Origin of the sequence: Sulfurivermis fontis (genome assembly GCF_004001245.1) — a bacterium.
Lineage (GTDB): Bacteria > Pseudomonadota > Gammaproteobacteria > Thiohalomonadales > Thiohalomonadaceae > Sulfurivermis > Sulfurivermis fontis.
On sequence record NZ_AP018724.1, the window covers coordinates 2,695,027 to 2,713,397 of the forward strand.

17 protein-coding genes are annotated in these 18,371 nt (G+C 65.5%); 10 read left to right on the forward strand and 7 right to left on the reverse strand.

Features of this window, described 5'->3' with window-relative positions; genetic code table 11:
- Window positions 1-47: 47 nt before the first annotated feature.
- From EP379_RS13480 to EP379_RS13490, 3 genes are all read right to left on the reverse strand, one after another.
- On the reverse strand, window positions 48-1,334 hold the full coding sequence (locus EP379_RS13480) for an SPOR domain-containing protein (protein ID WP_127478294.1): 1,287 nt from the start codon (window positions 1,332-1,334) through the stop codon (window positions 48-50).
- A gap of 95 nt (window positions 1,335-1,429) precedes the next feature.
- Entirely contained in the window at window positions 1,430-2,107 is a 678-nt protein-coding gene (locus EP379_RS13485) for a FecR family protein (protein ID WP_145987911.1), read from the reverse strand.
- A gap of 22 nt (window positions 2,108-2,129) precedes the next feature.
- A complete protein-coding gene (locus EP379_RS13490; protein ID WP_127478296.1) occupies window positions 2,130-2,891 on the reverse strand; it encodes a pentapeptide repeat-containing protein in 762 nt (253 codons plus the stop codon).
- A gap of 121 nt (window positions 2,892-3,012) precedes the next feature.
- On the opposite strand from EP379_RS13490, the gene EP379_RS13495 reads away from it, so the two are divergent.
- Window positions 3,013-3,723, forward strand: a complete 711-nt coding sequence (locus EP379_RS13495; protein WP_127478297.1) for a DUF6901 family protein — start codon at window positions 3,013-3,015, stop codon at window positions 3,721-3,723.
- Between the two features lie 32 nt (window positions 3,724-3,755).
- Here the strand turns inward: EP379_RS13495 and EP379_RS13500 are convergent, their stop codons facing one another.
- Window positions 3,756-3,944: a DUF4250 domain-containing protein gene (locus EP379_RS13500; RefSeq protein WP_127478298.1), complete on the reverse strand. Its 189-nt coding sequence runs from the start codon at window positions 3,942-3,944 to the stop codon at window positions 3,756-3,758.
- On the reverse strand, window positions 3,941-4,147 hold the full coding sequence (locus EP379_RS13505) for a DUF2061 domain-containing protein (protein ID WP_127478299.1): 207 nt from the start codon (window positions 4,145-4,147) through the stop codon (window positions 3,941-3,943). The genes EP379_RS13500 and EP379_RS13505 overlap by 4 nt, the downstream gene beginning before the upstream one ends.
- A gap of 176 nt (window positions 4,148-4,323) precedes the next feature.
- On the opposite strand from EP379_RS13505, the gene EP379_RS13510 reads away from it, so the two are divergent.
- The 7 genes from EP379_RS13510 (at window position 4,324) to EP379_RS16825 (ending at window position 11,376) form a co-directional block, all read left to right on the forward strand.
- Window positions 4,324-4,821: a thioredoxin family protein gene (locus tag EP379_RS13510; RefSeq protein ID WP_127478300.1), complete on the forward strand. Its 498-nt coding sequence runs from the start codon at window positions 4,324-4,326 to the stop codon at window positions 4,819-4,821.
- Complete coding sequence (locus EP379_RS16420) at window positions 4,818-6,014, forward strand: hypothetical protein (RefSeq protein ID WP_172600493.1); 1,197 nt, start codon at window positions 4,818-4,820, stop codon at window positions 6,012-6,014. Before EP379_RS13510 ends, EP379_RS16420 begins: the two co-directional genes overlap by 4 nt.
- 28 nt (window positions 6,015-6,042) lie before the next feature.
- Window positions 6,043-6,933: an alpha/beta hydrolase gene (locus tag EP379_RS13515; RefSeq protein WP_172600494.1), complete on the forward strand. Its 891-nt coding sequence runs from the start codon at window positions 6,043-6,045 to the stop codon at window positions 6,931-6,933.
- Between the two features lie 165 nt (window positions 6,934-7,098).
- Window positions 7,099-7,551 carry a ligand-binding protein SH3 gene (locus EP379_RS13520; protein ID WP_127478302.1) on the forward strand — a complete coding sequence of 151 codons (453 nt, stop codon included), beginning with the start codon at window positions 7,099-7,101 and terminating at the stop codon, window positions 7,549-7,551.
- A gap of 219 nt (window positions 7,552-7,770) precedes the next feature.
- Complete coding sequence (locus tag EP379_RS13525) at window positions 7,771-8,883, forward strand: YeeE/YedE family protein (protein ID WP_127478303.1); 1,113 nt, start codon at window positions 7,771-7,773, stop codon at window positions 8,881-8,883.
- A 9-nt stretch (window positions 8,884-8,892) separates the two neighbouring features.
- On the forward strand, window positions 8,893-9,141 hold the full coding sequence (locus EP379_RS13530) for a sulfurtransferase TusA family protein (RefSeq protein ID WP_127478304.1): 249 nt from the start codon (window positions 8,893-8,895) through the stop codon (window positions 9,139-9,141).
- An 18-nt stretch (window positions 9,142-9,159) separates the two neighbouring features.
- Window positions 9,160-11,376, forward strand: a complete 2,217-nt coding sequence (locus tag EP379_RS16825; protein ID WP_127478305.1) for a putative bifunctional diguanylate cyclase/phosphodiesterase — start codon at window positions 9,160-9,162, stop codon at window positions 11,374-11,376.
- A 215-nt stretch (window positions 11,377-11,591) separates the two neighbouring features.
- Here EP379_RS16825 and EP379_RS13540 read toward each other — a convergent pair whose 3' ends face one another.
- Together EP379_RS13540 and EP379_RS13545 are read right to left on the reverse strand one after the other, a co-directional pair.
- Window positions 11,592-13,688, reverse strand: coding sequence for a nitric oxide reductase activation protein NorD (locus EP379_RS13540; RefSeq protein WP_127478306.1), 2,097 nt, complete (start codon window positions 13,686-13,688; stop codon window positions 11,592-11,594).
- 30 nt (window positions 13,689-13,718) lie between these two features.
- The gene (locus EP379_RS13545) at window positions 13,719-14,525 is read right to left on the reverse strand and encodes an AAA family ATPase (protein WP_127478307.1); all 807 of its coding nucleotides are present in this window, start codon (window positions 14,523-14,525) and stop codon (window positions 13,719-13,721) included.
- A 309-nt stretch (window positions 14,526-14,834) separates the two neighbouring features.
- Here EP379_RS13545 and EP379_RS13550 point away from each other — a divergent pair, with 309 nt between their 5' ends.
- The gene (locus EP379_RS13550; protein ID WP_127478308.1) at window positions 14,835-16,115 is read left to right on the forward strand and encodes an FAD-dependent oxidoreductase; all 1,281 of its coding nucleotides are present in this window, start codon (window positions 14,835-14,837) and stop codon (window positions 16,113-16,115) included.
- Between the two features lie 3 nt (window positions 16,116-16,118).
- Window positions 16,119-18,362 (forward strand): hydrogenase iron-sulfur subunit, encoded by a 2,244-nt coding sequence (locus EP379_RS13555; protein ID WP_127478309.1) that lies wholly within the window; start codon window positions 16,119-16,121, stop codon window positions 18,360-18,362.
- Window positions 18,363-18,371: the final 9 nt, after the last annotated feature.

An 18,371-nucleotide genomic window follows, 5' to 3' on the forward strand; every position in this document is an offset into this window, starting at 1 on the left:
ACACCAGCGCGACATCATGCTTGTCACTTGCAACTTGAAACTTGTAACTATTTATCCAGCCCCACCCACGGCGTCACACCCATCTTGTGGCGGATCATGTCGCTGTAGACCTGGGCCTGTTCGCGCGAGCTGAAGCCGGTGGCGCGCACGCGATACCAGGTGCGGCCATCCATCTGCGCCGTCTGCACCTCGACGTTGAAACCGGCCTGCTGCATGCGCTGCCTCTCCGTCTCCGCCGCCTTGGCATCGGTGAGCGAGGCCACATTCACCACCCAGCCGCCGGTCGGCTGGCCCGCCGCCGCTGCAGGTTTGGCCGCCGCCGTGGTCTTGGCCGCCGGCTGGGGCACCGTGGCCGTCGGCTTCGTGGCGGCCTTGGCAGTGGGCTGCGCTGTCGGCGCCGCCGATTTTGCCGCTGCCTTGCCTGCCGCCTCGGCGGTGCGCGCCGCCCGGGCCACTTCGTCACCCAGCGCCTTGAGGCGCTGTTCCAGTTCATCGAGGCGCAGATTCATGCTGTTGATCTGCGCACCGGAATCACTCAGGTGGCCCAACGGGCCATCCAGCAGCACCGCCATCTCGTTGACGCGCTGGGTGAGCAGCGCAAGGTTTTCCTGGGTCTGCCGATCCGGGCCGGCGATGGCCCCGGCCGGCTGCTGGCGCAGCAGGGCCAGCTCGGCACGCAGGTCGTTCATCTGGCCGTGCAGGCTGACGGCAAACCAGCCGGCCACCGCCGCGATCACCAGGGAAACCAGCGCGACACCGATGGTGGAGATGTCCAGGGTCTTGTTCGTATCCATCGCCGCTTCGTCCTCATCCGCCATGATTGATACGGGCGCCGGCGCCGCGGCCGGGACAGCAGCCGGCGATGCCGCGAACAGGTCGCCGCTGCGGCCGGCGGCCGGGGCACGCTGCGGCGGCTCGGGCGGCGCCATGTCCTCCATCCCGCCGAGGTCCAGGTCATCGGGATCGACATCGGCACTCAGTTCGGGGACCTCCTCCACGGCGGAGAGATCCAGTGCCGGGTCCGCCGCCGCCAGGGCCACCTCTTCCAGCAGGGGATCGGCGGCATCTGCCGGTTCCGTAGTATCTGCGCCCGGCTCCTCCGGCTCCGCCATTTCATCCGCTGCTGCCGCCAGGTCTGCCGGTTCGTTCTCTCCCTGTACCGCAGTCTCGCCCTGGCCGAACTCGTTGAGAAAGGCATCGAGGGCATCCAGGTCGGTGTTGAGGTCATCGGGCTGCCGGGAGGCATCACCTGCATCGTCGTCCGCCACATCACGAAAATCTGCCAGCAGATCGTCCTCGTCGTGCTGTCCTGCGGGCGTGTCCTTGTCACTCATGCCTGGGCCTCGTTATTGTTTTTCCCGCCGGGCGGCGGGCGCTGCATCGGCACAGACTAACAACAGGCGGCAGGTGCGGCAATTCCCGCCGGCCATCAGTAGCGGCTGCCGCCGAGGTCGAGCAGCAGGAAGGGCGGCGTGCGATTGACCAGCGACTCCAGCAGGATCAGTTCATCGTCGGTGTGATTGATCACCGGCGCCGGCTCGATGCGCGGCCGTCCATCGCTGCCGCGGCGGAACCAGCGCGGCGTTTCGTGATGGGTGGTGCGCACGGTCTCGCGCAGCTGCGGGTCGCTGCGCGACGACAGCTCCGCCTCGCCGTAACAGGTGCAGACATAGCTCTCGTCGCGGCGTGCCTCCATGTAGACCGCCGTGCCGCGCACGCCGATCACCGCATCACCGCTCTCCAGCCGCCGCGCCCCCTGGCCGAACACCTGCAGCACGGCGCCCGTCACCAAGCGGCACAGCTGCACCACGCCGTTGCTGCCCTGCACCTCGTAGCGGCTGTTGGCCTTGACCATGAATACATCACTGCCGACGGCGAAGATCACCATGCCGTCCGCCCCGGTCTCGACCACATCGCCCAGCGTGATCAGCGTGGTCTCGTCCACCGGCCGGCCGTTGACGCGCACCGTGCCCTGCAGGCGGTAGATGGTGCGCCCCGCCGGGAGGCGTGACATCGCCAGCAACAACGGTGTCAGCAGCGGCACCAGTCCCGCCGCGGCCAGCCGCCGCAGCCATGCGCGCCGCGCCGTACCCGTTTTCATTCGCATGGTTTCCTCCCTGCGACGCGCGCTAGCGCGCCTCTTCGGCACCGAAGTACCGCATCAGGGTCTCGCTCACCGACGGCGGCAGATTCTTCGCGCCGCCGAACTCGGTATTGGTGAGATCGGCGTGGATGAAATCCGCCTGCGCCAGATCGGCCTCGCGGAAACGGGCATAGCGCAGAATGGCACTGCTGAAGCGCACGCCGACCAGCCGGGCCTGCGAAAAGTCCGTCGCCTCGCCATCCAGGCCGGTCATGTCCGAGCCGCTGAAATCGGCGCCATGCAAACGCGCCCCGGCCATGCCGCCGCTGCGCAGGAAACAGCCGATGCAACGCGCACCGCTCAAATCGGATGCGTCGAACAGCACATCCTTGAGGTAGGCATCGGTGAAGTCGGCCTGCGGCGCCTGCACCTGCAACAGGTTGGTGCCGAACATGAAGGCCTTGTTGAAGCGCGCCTGATCGAGGCGCGCACCATCGAAAGTGGCGTGGAACAGATCGGCACTGGTGAAATCCGCCTCACGCAGATCGGCGCCCTGGAAATGGGCCCACTTGAGATTGGCGGCGCGGAAATCGGCACCGGCCAGCGCAGCGTTGCGAAAGTTCATGTTCTCCAGCTGCATGCCGGCGAAGCGCGCCCCCGTGAGGTCCATGCCGGCGAGGGAGCGCCCGGCAAAATCACAGTGGCGCAGATCGCTGTGCGGCGCCGGCGCCTGACAGTCGCCACGCGGCAGTTCGGCCAGGGCGGCCAGCGGCAGCCACCACAGTAGCGCGCAAATCCCTCGTCTCATCTTTGCCCCCGACAGCAACCCAGTGTTCCACTCAACCAAGCATAGCAGCGCTGCCGCTCTAGCCCATAGCCATCGGTTCTGGCTACACTGCCGTGCCAGCATCCACCACTCAAAACGTACTATGGACACGGTCAGCTACGAATACCGCTTCAGCTTTCCCAGCGGACGCGAGGAACTGTTTCAGCTGCACCTCGACGGCGCCACCTTGGCGCCGCGCGAGCCGCTGCCGCCGGTACTGCCGGAATGGACCAAGCTGGAGTTCAAACAGTGCGAGGGCTGCCAACTGCCCTACGGCTCCTATACCCACTGTCCGCTGGCGGCCCACCTGTCGCCGGTGGTGGAGCAACTGAGCGACGTCACCTCCATCGACGAGGTCAAGGTCACCGTGGTGGTGGACGAACGCACCCTCACCCGCAGCGCCACCGCCCAGGAAGGCATCAGCTCGCTGATGGGCATCATCATCGCCACCAGCGGCTGCCCGGTGACGGAGTTCTTCAAGCCCATGGCGCGTTTTCATCTGCCCTTCGCCAGCCCGGAGGAGACCTTCTACCGTGCCGCCTCCATGTACATGCTGGCGCAGTATTACCGCTGGCAGGACAACCTGTCCGCCGACATGGACATGAAGGGGCTGGTGCGTTTCTACGAGAAGGTGGCCAGGGTGAACAAGGGCATGGCCGAGCGCATCCGCTCCATCAAACGCGAGGACGGCACCATCAACGCCATCGTCCTGCTCGACATGTTCGTCAAGGGCATGCCGCACGAACTCGGGGCGACGCTGGAAGACCTGAAACCGCTGTTCGCGCCCTATCTGGCGGAGACCAATATCATTTAGGCCATGCCACCCGGGGCCGGCTGAAGCCGGCCCTACTCCCGTGCCGCGCGGAACTGGTTGAGGGCGGCGTCGTAGACATAGCCGGCCGCCGCCAGGGTCCGCATCACTTGTTCCTGGTCCACGTCCAGGCTGCGCAGCAAATCGTCCAGGTCCTCATACTCGTTGCGCAGCTTCATGTTGACGAGGCTGTAGAGCAGGTGCGGGTCGGTTGGCAGTTTCATGCCCGCACCGCCTCCACCGGCCGGGCGTTCGCCCGGCGGCCGAACACGCCCCAGGCCTTCTCATGGAAGTGGTAGGCCACGGTATTGACCGCCGGCTCCACCAGGGCGACGGCACCACCGACCACCACATCGCCGGTAAGCGCATAGGCCACAGCGAAGGCGACGGTGAAATGCGTAATGGCGAAAGTAACGGTCTTGGTCATGGCGGCGTCCCCCGTGGCATGTTGCTGCATGGGCTAAAGGATAGCGACGCCACGAAATAGGTGAAATGGATTGTTTATATCGATTCAATAGCCAATGACTATCTTATGGCCGCAGGTGGAATAAAGCCGCGCGCCGCCCACACTCCACACTAGCAAGCCGACACACGGAGCCCCCGATGCACACCCTGACCCGCCTGCTGACCCTCGCCACCCTGCTGTTTGCCGCCGCCGTGCAGGCCGATCCCCCGGCCGGCTACGCCTTCGTGCCCTACGACGAGGGCCTGCGCCAGGCCCAGGCCAGCGGCAGGAAGATCTTCCTCTACTTCGGCCGCTACGGCTGCGCCTGGTGCGACAAGACCAACAAGGAGAGCTTCTCCGACGCCGGCCTCAAGCAGCGCTACAGCGACAACTACGTGCTGGTCTATGTCGACGCCGAGAGCGGCCACCGCCTGACCCTGCCCTCCGGCGAGCGCCTCACCGAAATGGAGCTGGGCGCCCGCCTCAACGTCTTCGCCACCCCGGTGTTCCTCTACCTGGAACCGGACGGCAGCCCCATCCTCAAGGTGCCGGGCTTCAAGACGGTGCAGGACTTCCGCGACTTCGATCGCTACATCCAGGGCGGCCACTACCGGAAGATGAAACTGCTGGAATTCCTGGCGGAGAACCCGGCGTGAGAATGCTGGCGGCCGGACTGCTGGGCCTGGCGCTGACCCTGCCCGCACAGGCGGAATGGGTGTTCGCCGACTTCGAGGCGGCATCGGGCGAACCGCAGGCGAAGCTGTTCCCCCACCTGGAGTCCGCCGGACGCGGCAATCTCGCCGCCAGCGGCGACCGCCTCGCCGTGGTGTGGGAGGACAACCGCGACGGCAGCCCGCAGGTGTATGCCGCCCTGCGCCGGATCGACCAGCCCGGCTTTGCCGCACCGCTGCGCCTGAGCACCGGCAGGGAGGCCTACGAGCCGGTGATCGTCGGCCTGGGCGCGGGCCGCTTCCTGGCCGCCTTCGAGCAGGACGGCCAGGTGGTGGCGCGGGTGTTCAGCGCCGCGGCACAGGGCGTGCTCGCCCCGCTGGACCAAACCGTATCGGCCCAGGTCACCCTGGCCGCCGGCAACGGCCGCCTCCACGCCGCCTGGGGCCGCCGCGACGGTCGCTTCCTGCGCCTGGTCAGCGCCCCGCTCACCGTGGACGGCACGAAGGTCAGCGTCGGCACCGCCCGCGCCGTGGACGTAAGTCCCGCCCAGGACGAACAGCTCTACGCCTCCCTCACCGCCACCGCCCGGGGCTACGCCATCGCCTGGGAAGACCGCCGTGCCGGCCACACCCGGCTGCTGACGGCAACCAGCCGCGACGGCGCGCAGTGGAGCGCGCCGCAGCCGCTCAACGAAATCCCGCGCCAGAGCAGCGCCGCCGAACTGGGCCTCGGCCGCGGTCCCGGCGTCACCCGCGTCAGCCTCGCCAGCGACGGCGCCACCGTGGCGGCGGTGTGGATGGACAAGCGCGACTTCCTCTCCGGCTACGATATCTACGCCGGAGTGAGCACTGACCACGGCGCCAGCTTCGGCGCCAACGAAAAGGCCCAGGATGCCTTCGGCGCGGAAACGCCGCAGTGGCACCCGGCCGTGGCCGTCACGCCCCACGGCGTGGTCGCCGCCTGGGACGACCCGCGCGACGACAGCCCGGACATCTGGCTGTCCACCCGCCGGGGCGAAAAGGAGTGGAGCGACGACTTCAGCGTGGACGGCGCCGCCGGCCCCGGCAGCCAGGACAATCCGGTGCTGCTGTGGCACGACGGCCGCCTGCACCTGGCCTGGGTGCACAAGGGCGCGGAGGGGGCGCAGGTGCGCTATGCGCAGGCACGCTGGGAATGATTGCAGACAGACCTACCGGAGGAATCACATGAAACGCCTGCTGACCGCACTGCTCCTGCTCGCCAGCCTCGGCAATGCCCAGGCCGAAACCCTCACCCTTCCCCACCAGGGGCTGCAGGTCAGCGCCGAACTGGAACGGGCCGGCGACGACTGGAAGGCCGGGCCGGTGATCCTGATGCTGCACGGCACCCTGGCGCACAACCGCATGGAGATCATCAGCACCCTGCAGCAGGCCTTTCTTGAGCGCGGCTACAGCTCCCTGGCGGTGAATCTCAGCCTGGGCCTGAGCGCACGCGAGGGCATGTACGACTGCGCCGCGCCGCACCGTCACCTGCACACCGACGCGGTGGACGAGGTCGGGCTGTGGCTGGACTGGCTCAAGGGGCAGGGTGTGCAGTCCGTCGTGCTGTTCGGCCACTCGCGCGGCGGCAACCAGATTGCCCGCTACGCCGCCGCCCACGACAGCGCCCTGATCCGAAGCGTGGTCCTCGCCGCGCCGCAGACCTGGAGTGCCGGCTACGATGAAAAGAACTACCAGACCCGCTACGGCAAACCCCTCGCCACCGAGCTGAAGAGAGCCGAGGCCCTGGTGGCCAAGGGCCAGGGCGACACGCTGATGCAGCCGGTGGATATCCTCTACTGCCAGCAGACCGCCGCCACAGCCCATGCCTTCCTCTCCTACCACCAGCCCGACCCGCGCATGGACACGCCGACCGTGCTGCGCGAGGTGCGCAAACCCACATTGGTGATCGCCGGGTCCGCAGACGAAACCGTACGCGACCTGCCCGAACGCATGAGCGCTGCCAACCCCGGCGCCCATGCCCAACTCGTCACCATCGACGGCGCCGACCACTTCTTCCTCGACCTCTACGCCGAGGAGCTGGCCGACGCCGCAGCGGGGTTCATCGAGGCGCACTGACCACCATCTTTCGGACTGCGGCTACCCGGCCACGGTCCCACTTCCGAAAACCCCACACCAAGTAATTTTTATCCATTACTTGATTATTTTTATCAGGATTATATATTAGCGATTAAATAGGTTATTAAATGCCTGCAACCCATTAAGCCCGATAGGAGGTGCATCATGGCCGGCAGCCTGATCAACAACTTTCCCCACGATGGCGTGGTCACCATCAACCGCGTGATCCTCAAGCCCGGATACTCCGTCGACGACCTGCAGGAGCGCGTCGCCCTGCTGTGCGAAAACGTGAAGACCTACCACTCCACCACCGGCTTCGTCGGCGGCTTCGTCGCCCTCAACAGCGGCGCCGTCTCCAACGAGGGGTCCACCATCGGCCAGGCGGTGGAGAGTCCGCTCAAGGGCAAGGAGGCGCTGATCATCACCTTCTGGCGCTCCTTCGCCGAGCATGAGGAATCGCACAAGTCGCCCACCTTCCAGCCGCTGTTCAAGGAGGTGCTGGAACTGTGCGAAAACGGCAACGAGGAGATCGCCTACGAGATGCTGTGGTCCGGCGCCGCCTATGATGCGGACGAGGCGCGCCAAGCCCAGGAGGCCAAGGCCAAGTACGCCGCGTAATGGTCTAATCTTGTAGTTCAGCAGCCGTCATACCCACATCCGCTGCTGCAGCCCCCGCCGGTCGTCCACCGGCGGGGGCTGTTTTTTATGGGCCTGCCGGGCGGGCTTCAGCCCGCCCGGCAGCGTGAGGGGCATCCCCTGGAGCCGCGCCCCGGCACTTGCCCGCCACAGTAACCGCGTATTACAGTCCCCCATCGGCCACGACATAACTATAAATCGATGGGCGAATCCCCCTACCTGCTGATCGTGCTCACCTCCGCCTTGGCCGGCCTGGTCGCCGGCTTCGTAATGCACCGATCCGATTTCTGCGTCACCGCCATGTTCCGCGACCTGTTCCTGGTGCGCGACTTCTTCCTGCTGCGCATGCTGGTCTTGCTGGTGGTGGTGAGCATGGCGGCCTTCGAGCTGGGCCGCGCCGGCGGCCTGCTCGGCCCCTACCCGTTCCCCCTGCTCGGCCCCGGCTCGCTGGCCACCCTCATCGGCGGCGTGCTGTTCGGCATCGGCATGGTGCTGGCCGGCGGCTGCGTGGTGGGCACGCTGTACAAGCTGGGCGCCGGCAGCGTGGTCAGCGCCGTCGCCTTCGTCGGCCTGCTGGCCGGCTCCGCGCTGTATGCCGAATGGCACCCGTGGTGGAGCGCCTTCGCCCGCGCCACCAGCTTCGACCCGGCCATCACCCTGCCGCAGGCCCTGGACATCGACCCGGCGCTGCTGATCCTGCCGCTGGCCGGCCTCGGCGCCGTTTACCTCTACCGCAGCCAGCGCCGCGGCCTGCTCACCCGCCCGGCCTATGCCACGGGCCACATACCGCCCTGGCAAACGGCGCTGATCCTGAGCGCGGTCGGCTTCGTCTCCTGGCTGCTGGTGGGCATGCCCCTGGGGATCACCACCTCCTACGCCAAGCTGGGTGCCACGCTGGAGGCGCTGGTCTGGCCGGAACATGTGGCGGCGCTGGCCTATTTCCAGGTCCAGGGCCTCGAGTACACGCCGCCCTTCGCCGCAGCGGCGGTGCGCGGTGGCGCCGGCCCGCAGCTGGACGCCATCGCCGCCATCCAGTACCCGCTCATCGTTGGCATCATCGGTGGTGCCGCGGTGTCCGCCCTGCTGGTACGCGAGTGGCGCCTGCACTGGCGCATCCCGCCGCGCCACTACGCCTCGGCCCTGCTCGGCGGGATGCTGCTCGGCGCCGCCGCGCGCATGGTGCCGGGCTGCAACATCTGGCACCTGTGGGGCGGCGTGCCGATCCTCGCGGTGCAAAGCCTGCTGTTCCTGCTCGGCATCCTGCCCGGCACCTGGATCGGCAGCAGGCTACTCGTTCGTTTCGTGATCCGTTAGGAGCATGCCATGGAAAAGGTAAACAGCATCCACCTCGACATCAGCGGCCAGATTTGTCCCTCCTGCCTGCTGCTGACCCTGAAGGAACTCAACCAGCATGCCGCGGCCGTGCGTGCCGGTCAGACCGAGATCGTGGTCACCACCGACGACCGCCAGGCCACCGCCACCATCCCCGACGCGGTGAGCAAGATGGGCTATGCGGCCGAGGTCAGCCGGGTGGACGCCGGCTACCGCATCCGTGTCTGCGCCAAACGCTGAGGAAAGCAGGACTACGACGTGGATTACCCGGCCGAATATTTCAAGGCGATACAGTACATCCGCGCCAAGGTCGATCAGATGCTGACCCTGATCGGCACACTGCCGCTACGCCCGGAGGAGTTGGACGACAAGACCCTCATCGACCTGGATCCCATCGGCATCGTCACCGAATCATTCCGCCAGGTTCTCGACCACCTCAACGATACCAACCGCGCGCTGGACGTCGCCAAACAGGAAATCCGCGCCATCTTCGATGCCATGGACGCCGCGGTGGTCGTGCTCGACGAGGATGGTCGCATCGACGACTGCAACCGCCAGGCGCGCGAATGGCTGTTCCATAACCGGGAGCACGACGAGATCGTCGGTCAGACACTCGACACAGTATGCGTCTGCAGCAGCCACATGCAGGCCAACCTGACCAGCGGCCAGTTGCACGAACACGAATTTCAGGTGGCTGGGCGTCATCTGCAGATCGTGGCCTCGGACATCCACGATGCACAACGCAACAAGATCAAGAAAGTATTCATCTGCTTCGACATCACGCGGCAGAAGAACATCGAGGCGAGTCTGCAACTCTACGCCAAGGTCTTCGCCAATACCGCCGAGGGCATCGCCATCACCGACGCCGAGACGCGCTACCTGGAAGTGAACGATGCCTTCTGCCGCATCACCGGCTACAGTGAAACAGAACTGCTCGGCCAGACGCCGAAGATGCTGCAATCGGGCCGGCATGATGAAGAGTTCTACGCCGCGCTGCGCCATTCATTGGCCACGACAGGCCAGTGGCAAGGCGAAATCCTCGACCGCGCCAAGGACGGCCGCATCATCCCGCTGCTGCTGTCCATCAACACGGTATACGATGCGGACGGAAACCTGACCAACTACATCACCATCGTCACCGACATCACCTCGCTGAAGGAAACCCAGACGCGGCTCGACTTCCTCGCCCACCACGACCCGCTCACCGAACTGCCCAACCGCCTGCTGTTCACCGCGCGGCTGGAACACGCCATCGAGCGCGCCGCGCGCGACCACGATCTCTTCGGCCTGCTGTTCATCGACCTGGACCGCTTCAAGACCATCAACGACAGCCTCGGCCACCAATTCGGCGACCGTCTGCTCATCGAGGTGGCGCGACGCCTGCGCGGCCTGGTGCGCAGGGCCGACACCATCGCCCGTCTCGGCGGTGACGAATTCGTGGTGCTGCTGGAGCGGCTCAACATCCCCGGCGAGGCCACCACCCTGGCGCACAAGATCGTCAGCGCCATGCGTCAGCCCTTCCATCTGCACGACAGCGAACTGCACGTCGGCTGCAGCATCGGCATCACGCTGTACCCGGAAGATGGCACCGACGCGGTGACGCTGCTGAAAAACGCCGACACCGCCATGTACCGTGTCAAGGACAGCGGCCGCGACGGCTACTGCAAATTCAGCCCGGACCTATCCGAAGCGGCCGATGAGAAATTGACCTTGGAAAACGCGCTGCGGCTGGCCATACGCGACCAACAACTGTTACTGCACTACCAGCCGATTATCGACCTGCGCCAGCAGCGCATCATCGCCGTCGAGGCGCTGGCGCGCTGGCCGCACGCCGAGCGCGGCATGGTGCCACCGGATCAGTTCATCCCACTGGCGGAAGAAACCAAGTTGATCCTGCCCCTGGGCGCCTGGGTCGCCGGCGAGGCCATCGCCCAGTTCATGCGCTGGCGTGCACAGGGGATCGCGCCGGAATATATCTCCATCAATGCATCCGGCGTGCAGCTATTTCACCCCAGTTTTGCCGACACCCTGTTCGCACTGCTGCGCGAGCACCAGATGGAAGGCCGCTGCCTGCAGGTGGAATTGACCGAAAACGTGCTGCTGCGCGACATCAATTCCTGCCGCCATGTGCTTGAGCGCCTGCGCGACCACGGCGTGCGCATTGCCATCGACGACTTCGGCACCGGCTATTCTTCGCTGGCCTATCTCAAACAACTGCCCATCGACGACCTCAAGATCGACCGCTCCTTTGTGCGCGACATTCCCGGCGACGCCAACGACTGTGCCATTACCGAGGCCATCATCGGCATGGCGCGCAACCTGGGCTTGGAAACCGTCGCCGAGGGCGTCGAAACATTGGAGCAGGAAAAGTTCCTCGCCCACGTTGGTTGCAACAAGGTACAGGGCTATCACTACGCCAGACCGCTTACTGCGAGCGGCTTCGCCGATTTTCACCGTCACTTCGGCAAGCGCTGAACCCTGCCAGGGAAAGTCTGAACAAGTCCATCCAGGACTTCTCAGGTCGCTCCCGCCCCTCCCTGGGCTGCGCGACACAAGTCCATCCATGGATCAAACCACGCCAAGCGAAAAGTGTGATTTTCGCTTGGCTTCATTTTTCAACGAATCATCGTCGTTAAAAGATGGCGGCACATCCCTGTGCCACGGAAGCCATGAACTTGTTCAGAGCTTCCCTAGCGCGTCAGGCGCCGATATATCTCCCCCACCTTGAAGGGCAACTGGCGCACCTCGCTCACCACCGTGTAGTTCACCGCGCCGTACATGTGCGGCAGGTATTCCGGGCCGTGCTCGTCGATGGTGATGCAGAAGGGATGGATGCCGCTGCGCCGTGCCTCCAGCAAGGCACGGCGCGTGTCCTCGATGCCGTACACGCCGCGGTAATCGCTGTAGTCGTCCGGCTTGCCGTCGGACAAGGTGATGAGCAGGCGGGTGCGTGCCGCGGTTGCATTCAGCAATTGCGTCAGATGACGGATGGCGAAGCCCATGCGCGTGTAGTCCTGCGCACGGATGCCGCTGATCCTTGCCCGCACCTCCGCGCCATACGGCTCGTCGAAACGCTTGATGCGGTACAACTCGCAGCGCTTGCGCGTGATGCCGGAGAAACCGTAGATGGCATAGCGATCGCCCAGCGCCTCCAGCGCTTCGCACAGCAACAACAGGGCCTCGCGCTCGGCATCATTCACCCAACCGCGGGTGGAGCCGCTCATATCCACCATGAAGGCCACGGCGATATCACGCTCGACGCGGTGCAGGCGCGTGAACAGCCGGTCGCTCATCTCGCTGCCGTCGCGCGCATCGGCCAGCGCCTCCACCAGGGCATCGATGTCGACGCCATCACCGTGCACCTGACGCTTGAGCAGCCGTTCCTCGTCGCGCATGGCCTCGAAGCTGCGGCGCAGATGCGCCACCAGGCCACTGTAGCGTTGCAGGGTAGCGGCGACGAAACCGTCGTGTACCGGCGCCACCTCCTTCTCGCGCATCACACACCAGTTCTTGCGGTAGTGCTGCCGGCCATGATCCCACTCGTTGTAATAGCTGGCGCCGCGCTCGTGGTAGGTGCCCTGCCACACGGCATCCGGATCGTCGGCCTGCTCGGTATACAGCGCCGGGTCGTATTCGCCGGGACCGGCAGGCACCAGATACTCATCCGGTATCTCGCCCAGGTCGAGGCGGATCGAGGTGAGCAGGCGCGCAATCGTTTCCGGCGGCGCCACCGGCGCGTCGTTGAGCGTCAGTTCGAACGAGTCGCCGGCCTGTGCATCGTCCGCCGGCTCGCGCACCGCCAGACGCGGCGGCGCGCTGTCCGCCGGGGCCTTCTTCCGTTGTTCCTCCAGCCACTGTGCCAGACGCACGCGCAACAACTGTTTCTCCCGCGCCATGCGTGTCTGCATGCACGCCGCCACCTCATTGAGATACAGCTCCACCTGCCACAGACGCGGCGGCGGCAACGGCGCGGCATACAGGGACGCCAGCAGCCCCAGGCTGGCTGCGGGCGTACTGCGCGCGCCCTGCACCTGCCTTGCCGCCGCCTGCCAGGCCGCCGGCAGTGCAGCGACATAGTCCGGCTGCAACTGCTGCATCTCGCGGCCGAGGCCCGGCAGGGTGCGGGCGATGATGGCCTCCAGGCGCAGGGTTTCCAGCAGGGCATAGAGGCGTTGCGCACGCGCAGCATCGGGCCAGCTGGTGAAGTCGGTATGCAGTGCCACACGCAGGGTACCGTGATGGATCTGCGCCCACTGCAGCACGGCCAGCACCTTGTACAGGCGGAAGTTGTCCTCACGGCCGGCAAGCTGCGCCAGTAGCGCCGGCAGATGAATGGTTTCACTGTCGGTCCAGGCGGTGTCAGCCAACGCCAACTTGAGCGGGCGCCCGGCGAGGCCGTGCACGAAGTGCAGCAACACGCCGCTCACCTCATCGAACAGCGCACCGGCAGTGCGTGCATGGCTGTGTTGCACGAAGCGCTCCACGTCCTGGATCACCGCCAGCGCCGCACGCAGGCCGGCACGGTCGTACACATCCATGGCATGCAGCGCCCAGGCCTCGATCACGCGCGGCTCCTGCAGCTTGAGCACCTGCGGCGCGCGGCGCACGAACTGATGGGCGATCTCGGTGTTGGTGCTGGCGATGCGCCGCGTCCAGTCGAGCACGAAGGCCTGCTCCGCCGGAGCCAATGCCAGTATGAGCGGCGCCAGCTCATCGCTGCGGATGAAGCTGAACTCCGTCTCCAGGTATTCGTCGAGGCGGGCGGCGATGTCGTCTGCGCTCAGCATAAAGGGCCTGTCAAACGCCTTCGGCGCTCATCAGAACAGCGACGCCGACAGTTCGTTGATCGCCGTCAGCATCTCCGGCTCGTCGGTGAGGGCCTGGGCGATGGCGCCGGCGCAGGCGGTGACCGGCGGCACGCCGCTGGCGATGAGCTTGCCGGCGTGCACCAAGAGGCGCGTGCTGGCGCCCTCTTCCAGGCCATTGCCCTTGAGGTGGCGCGTCATGTGGGCGAACTTCACTAGCGTGGCGGCGAGCGGCGCGTCGATGCCGGACTCGCTGGCGACGATGCGCGCCTCCAGTTCGGCGGCGGGGTAATCGAACTCCAGCGCCACGAAGCGCTGGCGCGTGCTCTGCTTCAAATCCTTCAGCACGCTCTGATAGCCGGGGTTGTAGGACACGGCGAGACAGAACTCGGGCCCCGCCTGCAGCAGGGTGCCGAGCTTTTCCATCGGCAACACGCGGCGATCGTCGGCCAGCGGATGGATCACCACCATGGTGTCCTTGCGCGCCTCGACGATCTCGTCCAGATAGCAGATGGCCCCGGCGCGCACCGCCCGCGCCAGCGGGCCGTCCACCCATACCGTCTCGCCGCCCTTCACCAGATAGCGTCCCACCAGATCGGAGGCGGTGAGGTCGTCGTGACAGGACACGGTGATCAACGGCCGCTTGAGACGCCAGGCCATGTACTCCATGAAGCGGGTCTTGCCGCAGCCGGTGGGGCCCTTCAGCAGCAGTGGCAGGCGGTTGGCGTAGGCCGCCTCGAACACCGCCACCTCGCTGCCACTGGGTTCGTAATAGGGTTCTGCGGTGATGTAATGCTCTTCCGGGGTGATTTCCGCCACAACGCTCTCCTGCACTCTGCGCTATTCCCGATAAAAAAGCTTAAGTAAATAACCCCACCGATACAACCCGAACGCCCCCATCCATCGCTCCACGCCGTCATGGCGCGACATTCCGCAATACATACATGCAATCTATTCAGTTATCGGAAAATTCGATGTTCCTTATATGTAATTTCTTATGGAGAGCGGGTATCGTGTCGTTCCTATTCAAAAAGGACTATTTCCCCGTGGCGCCTGGCGTCCTAGTCTTGCGGACCACACAGCCACGCGGCGCAGAATTCGCATGCATCCGTTGATGGAGGAAATTCAATGTCTGAGGTAATCGCAACCAACCAGACCATACTGGTCGTGGGTGGCGGCATCAGCGGCCTGACGGCGGCCCTGGAGGCAGCCGAGTGCGGCAAGCAGGTGATCCTGCTGGAAAAGTCGCCCAGCGTCGGTGGCCGTGTCAGCCAGCTGCACAAATACTTCCCCAAGCTGTGTATCCCCACCTGCGGTCTGGAAATCCAGTACCGCCGCCTCAAGGCCAACAAGAACGTGCGCTTGATCACCATGGCGGAAGTGACCGGGATCAGCGGCGCGGCCGGCAATTTCACCGTCAACGTCAAGGTGGCGCCGCGCTATGTCAACGAGAACTGCACCGCCTGCGGCGAATGCGAAAAGGCCGTCTCCGCCGAGTTCCCCGATGAGTTCAACTACGGCATGAAGCAGCGCAAGGGCGCCTATCTGGTGTCCCACATGGCCTACCCGCAGCGCTACGTCATCGACCCGCGCATCGTCGGCACCGACGACGGCGAGAAGGCCAAGGCCGCCTGCAAGTACGGCGCCGTGGACCTGGGGATGCAGGAACAGAACCTGAGCCTCAACGTCGGCGCCGTGGTCTGGGCCACCGGCTGGAAGCCGTACGATGCGGCGAAGATCCAGCCCTACGGCTACGACCGCTACGAAAACGTCATCTCCAACGTCGAGTTCGAGCGCATGCTGGACCCGTTCGGCCCCACCGGCGGCAAGATCGTGCGCCCCTCCGACGGCCAGGCGCCGAAGAACATCGCCTTCATCCAGTGCGCCGGCTCCCGTGACGTCAATCACCTCAAGCACTGCTCGCGCATCTGCTGCATGGCCACCCTGAAGCAGACCACCTATGTGCGTGACCAGTTGGGCGACAACTGCAAGTCCACCGTCTACTACATCGACATCCGTGCCATCGACCGCATCGACGACTTCCACCGCAAGGTGAAGGAAGACCCCAACGTCACCTTCGTCAAGTCCAAGGTCGCCAACATCGTCGCCGGCAGCGGTGACAACGTGGTGCTGAAGGGCGTGGACACCGAGGGTTACAAGCGCTACGCCAACGAGCACGACCTGGTCGTGCTGGCCACCGGCATGGAATCCACCGTGCCGGCCGGCGTGTTCCCCGCTGGCGTCCCCATCAACGAACACAACTTCATCGATCTCGATAGTGACTGCGGCATCTACGGTGCCGGCTGCTCGTCCGATGCGCTGGACGTCAACCGTGCCGCGCAGAACGCCACCGCGGCCGCGCTGCGCGCCATCCAGGTGGTCAATCGGGTTGCAGGTCAGGAGGGTTAAACAGTGGCTGACATGAAGATTGGAGCCTATATCTGCCAGGGCTGCGGTATCGGCGAGCGCCTCGATACCGCCCAGCTGGCCAGCGTCGCCAAGCGCGAGGGCAAGGCTGCCGAGGCCAGGGAACACGCGTTCCTGTGCAGCGCCGAAGGCGTGAAGATGATTCAGGACGACATCGCCGCCGGCGTCACCCACGTCGTCATCGCCGCCTGCTCGCGCCGCGCCAAGACCGAGGCCTTCAGCTTCGAGGGCGTGGCCATCTCCCGCGCCAACCTGCGTGAAGGCGTCATCTGGGTCCGTCCCGACACCCCGGAAGCGGCCGAGACCACCCAGGAGATGGCGGACGACTACGTGCGCATGGCCTGCGCCGAAGCCAAGCACATGAAGATACCCTCCGCCTCCGGCGAACAGGGCCTGGTGCGCACCATCCTGGTGGTCGGTGGCGGCATTTCCGGCATGACCGCCGCGCTGGAAGCGGCCAAGACCGGCTACAAGGTCGAGCTGGTGGAGAAGACCGGCGCCCTCGGCGGCGTGGCCGCGCAGATGTTCAAGAAGTATCCGGACAAGGCCCCGTACAACGTGCTGGCGGACAACACCACCGGCGCGATGATCGACGCGGTCAACGCCAACGGCAACATCACCGTCCACCTCAACACCACCGTCGCCAAGACCGAAGGTGCCCCGGGCCGCTTCGCCGTGACCCTGGCCACCGAGAGCGGCGCCAGCAAGGAGGTCACCGTCGGCGCCATCATCCAGGCCACCGGCTTCACCCCGTACGACATCACCAGGCTGCCGGAACTGGGCGGCGGCAAGAGCCCGGACGTGATGGACCAGCTGGCCTTCGAGCAGATGGTCAAGGCCAACAACGGCGCCATCAAGAAGTCCGACGGTTCCGATGCGAAGAACGTGGTGTTCGTGCAGTGCGCCGGGCAGCGTTCCGACGCCGAGGGCCACCTGCCCTACTGCTCCGGTCACTGCTGCATGACCTCCATCAAACAGGCCCGCTACGTCAAGGAGGCCGGCGGCGACGCCACGGTGATCTTCGACGACCTGCGCACCCCCGGTGCCGACGGTGAAGACGTCTACCGCGGTGGCCAGGAAGCCGGCGTCACCTTCTCCAAGGGCAAGGTGAGCGCGATCGAGGCGGCCGGCAAGGGCCTCAAGGTGAACTACACCGACAAGATCCTCGCCGAAGATACCACCATCGACGCCGACATCGTGGTGCTGGCCACCGGCATGGTGCCGGCCAGCGGCCCCAACCCATACCTGACGCAGGAAATCGAGGCCGCCGACAAGGCCGGCGACACCGCCCTGGCGGAGAAACTGAAGGCCGAACAGGCCAGCGCCCCGGCATCGATCCTCAACCTGCAGTACCGTCAGGGCACCGACGTGCCGCACCTGAAGAGCGGCTTCACCGATTCGCACTTCATCTGCTTCCCGTACGAGACCCGTCGCACTGGCATCTACACCGCCGGCCCGGTACGCCGTCCGATGGATGCCCATCAGGCGATGGAAGACGCCACCGGCGCCGCGCTGAAGGCGATCCAGGCCTGCGAAAACGCCGCCCTGGGCCGCGCCGCGCATCCGCGCTCCGGCGACCTGTCCTTCCCCAGCTTCCGCAAGGAAGGCTGCACCCAGTGCAAGCGCTGCACCGTGGAATGCCCATTCGGCGCCATCAACGAGGACGAGAAGGGCTTCCCACAGTACAACGAGTCACGCTGCCGCCGCTGCGGCACCTGCATGGGCGCCTGCCCGGTGCGCGTCATCTCCTTCGAGAACTACTCCGTCGAGACCATCGGTCAGCAGCTCAAGGCCGTCGACATGCCGGACGAATTCTCCGAGAAGCCGCGCCTCTTGGTGCTGGCCTGCGAAAACGATGCCTATCCGGCGCTCGACATGGCCGGCATGACCAAGCAGGAATACAGCGCCTTCGCCCGCATCATCCCGGTACGCTGCCTCGGTTCGGTGAACACCATCTGGATCACCGACGCCCTCAACAGCGGCTACGACGGCGTCATCCTGCTGGGCTGTCAGAAGGGCGACAACTACCAGTGCCACTTCGTGAAGGGTTCCGAGATGGCGCACTACCGCATGAGCAAGATCGACGACACGTTGACCCAGCTCAACCTGGAGAAAGAGCGGGTGCAGACCTACGAGGTGTCCATCGCCGACATCCAGCGGATCCCGCAGATCATCAACGATATGGAAAAGCTGATCGGCGAGATCGGCATGAGCCCCTTCAAGTTCTAAGGAGACCAC

Coding starts and splice junctions, on each gene's coding strand:
- EP379_RS13480 (WP_127478294.1), bottom strand. CDS start 1,334: ATGAGTGACAAGGACACGCCCGCAGGACAGCACGACGAGGACGATCTG.
- EP379_RS13485 (WP_145987911.1), bottom strand. CDS start 2,107: ATGCGAATGAAAACGGGTACGGCGCGGCGCGCATGGCTGCGGCGGCTG.
- EP379_RS13490 (WP_127478296.1), bottom strand. CDS start 2,891: ATGAGACGAGGGATTTGCGCGCTACTGTGGTGGCTGCCGCTGGCCGCC.
- EP379_RS13495 (WP_127478297.1), top strand. CDS start 3,013: ATGGACACGGTCAGCTACGAATACCGCTTCAGCTTTCCCAGCGGACGC.
- EP379_RS13500 (WP_127478298.1), bottom strand. CDS start 3,944: ATGAAACTGCCAACCGACCCGCACCTGCTCTACAGCCTCGTCAACATG.
- EP379_RS13505 (WP_127478299.1), bottom strand. CDS start 4,147: ATGACCAAGACCGTTACTTTCGCCATTACGCATTTCACCGTCGCCTTC.
- EP379_RS13510 (WP_127478300.1), top strand. CDS start 4,324: ATGCACACCCTGACCCGCCTGCTGACCCTCGCCACCCTGCTGTTTGCC.
- EP379_RS13515 (WP_172600494.1), top strand. CDS start 6,043: ATGAAACGCCTGCTGACCGCACTGCTCCTGCTCGCCAGCCTCGGCAAT.
- EP379_RS13520 (WP_127478302.1), top strand. CDS start 7,099: ATGGCCGGCAGCCTGATCAACAACTTTCCCCACGATGGCGTGGTCACC.
- EP379_RS13525 (WP_127478303.1), top strand. CDS start 7,771: ATGGGCGAATCCCCCTACCTGCTGATCGTGCTCACCTCCGCCTTGGCC.
- EP379_RS13530 (WP_127478304.1), top strand. CDS start 8,893: ATGGAAAAGGTAAACAGCATCCACCTCGACATCAGCGGCCAGATTTGT.
- EP379_RS13540 (WP_127478306.1), bottom strand. CDS start 13,688: ATGCTGAGCGCAGACGACATCGCCGCCCGCCTCGACGAATACCTGGAG.
- EP379_RS13550 (WP_127478308.1), top strand. CDS start 14,835: ATGTCTGAGGTAATCGCAACCAACCAGACCATACTGGTCGTGGGTGGC.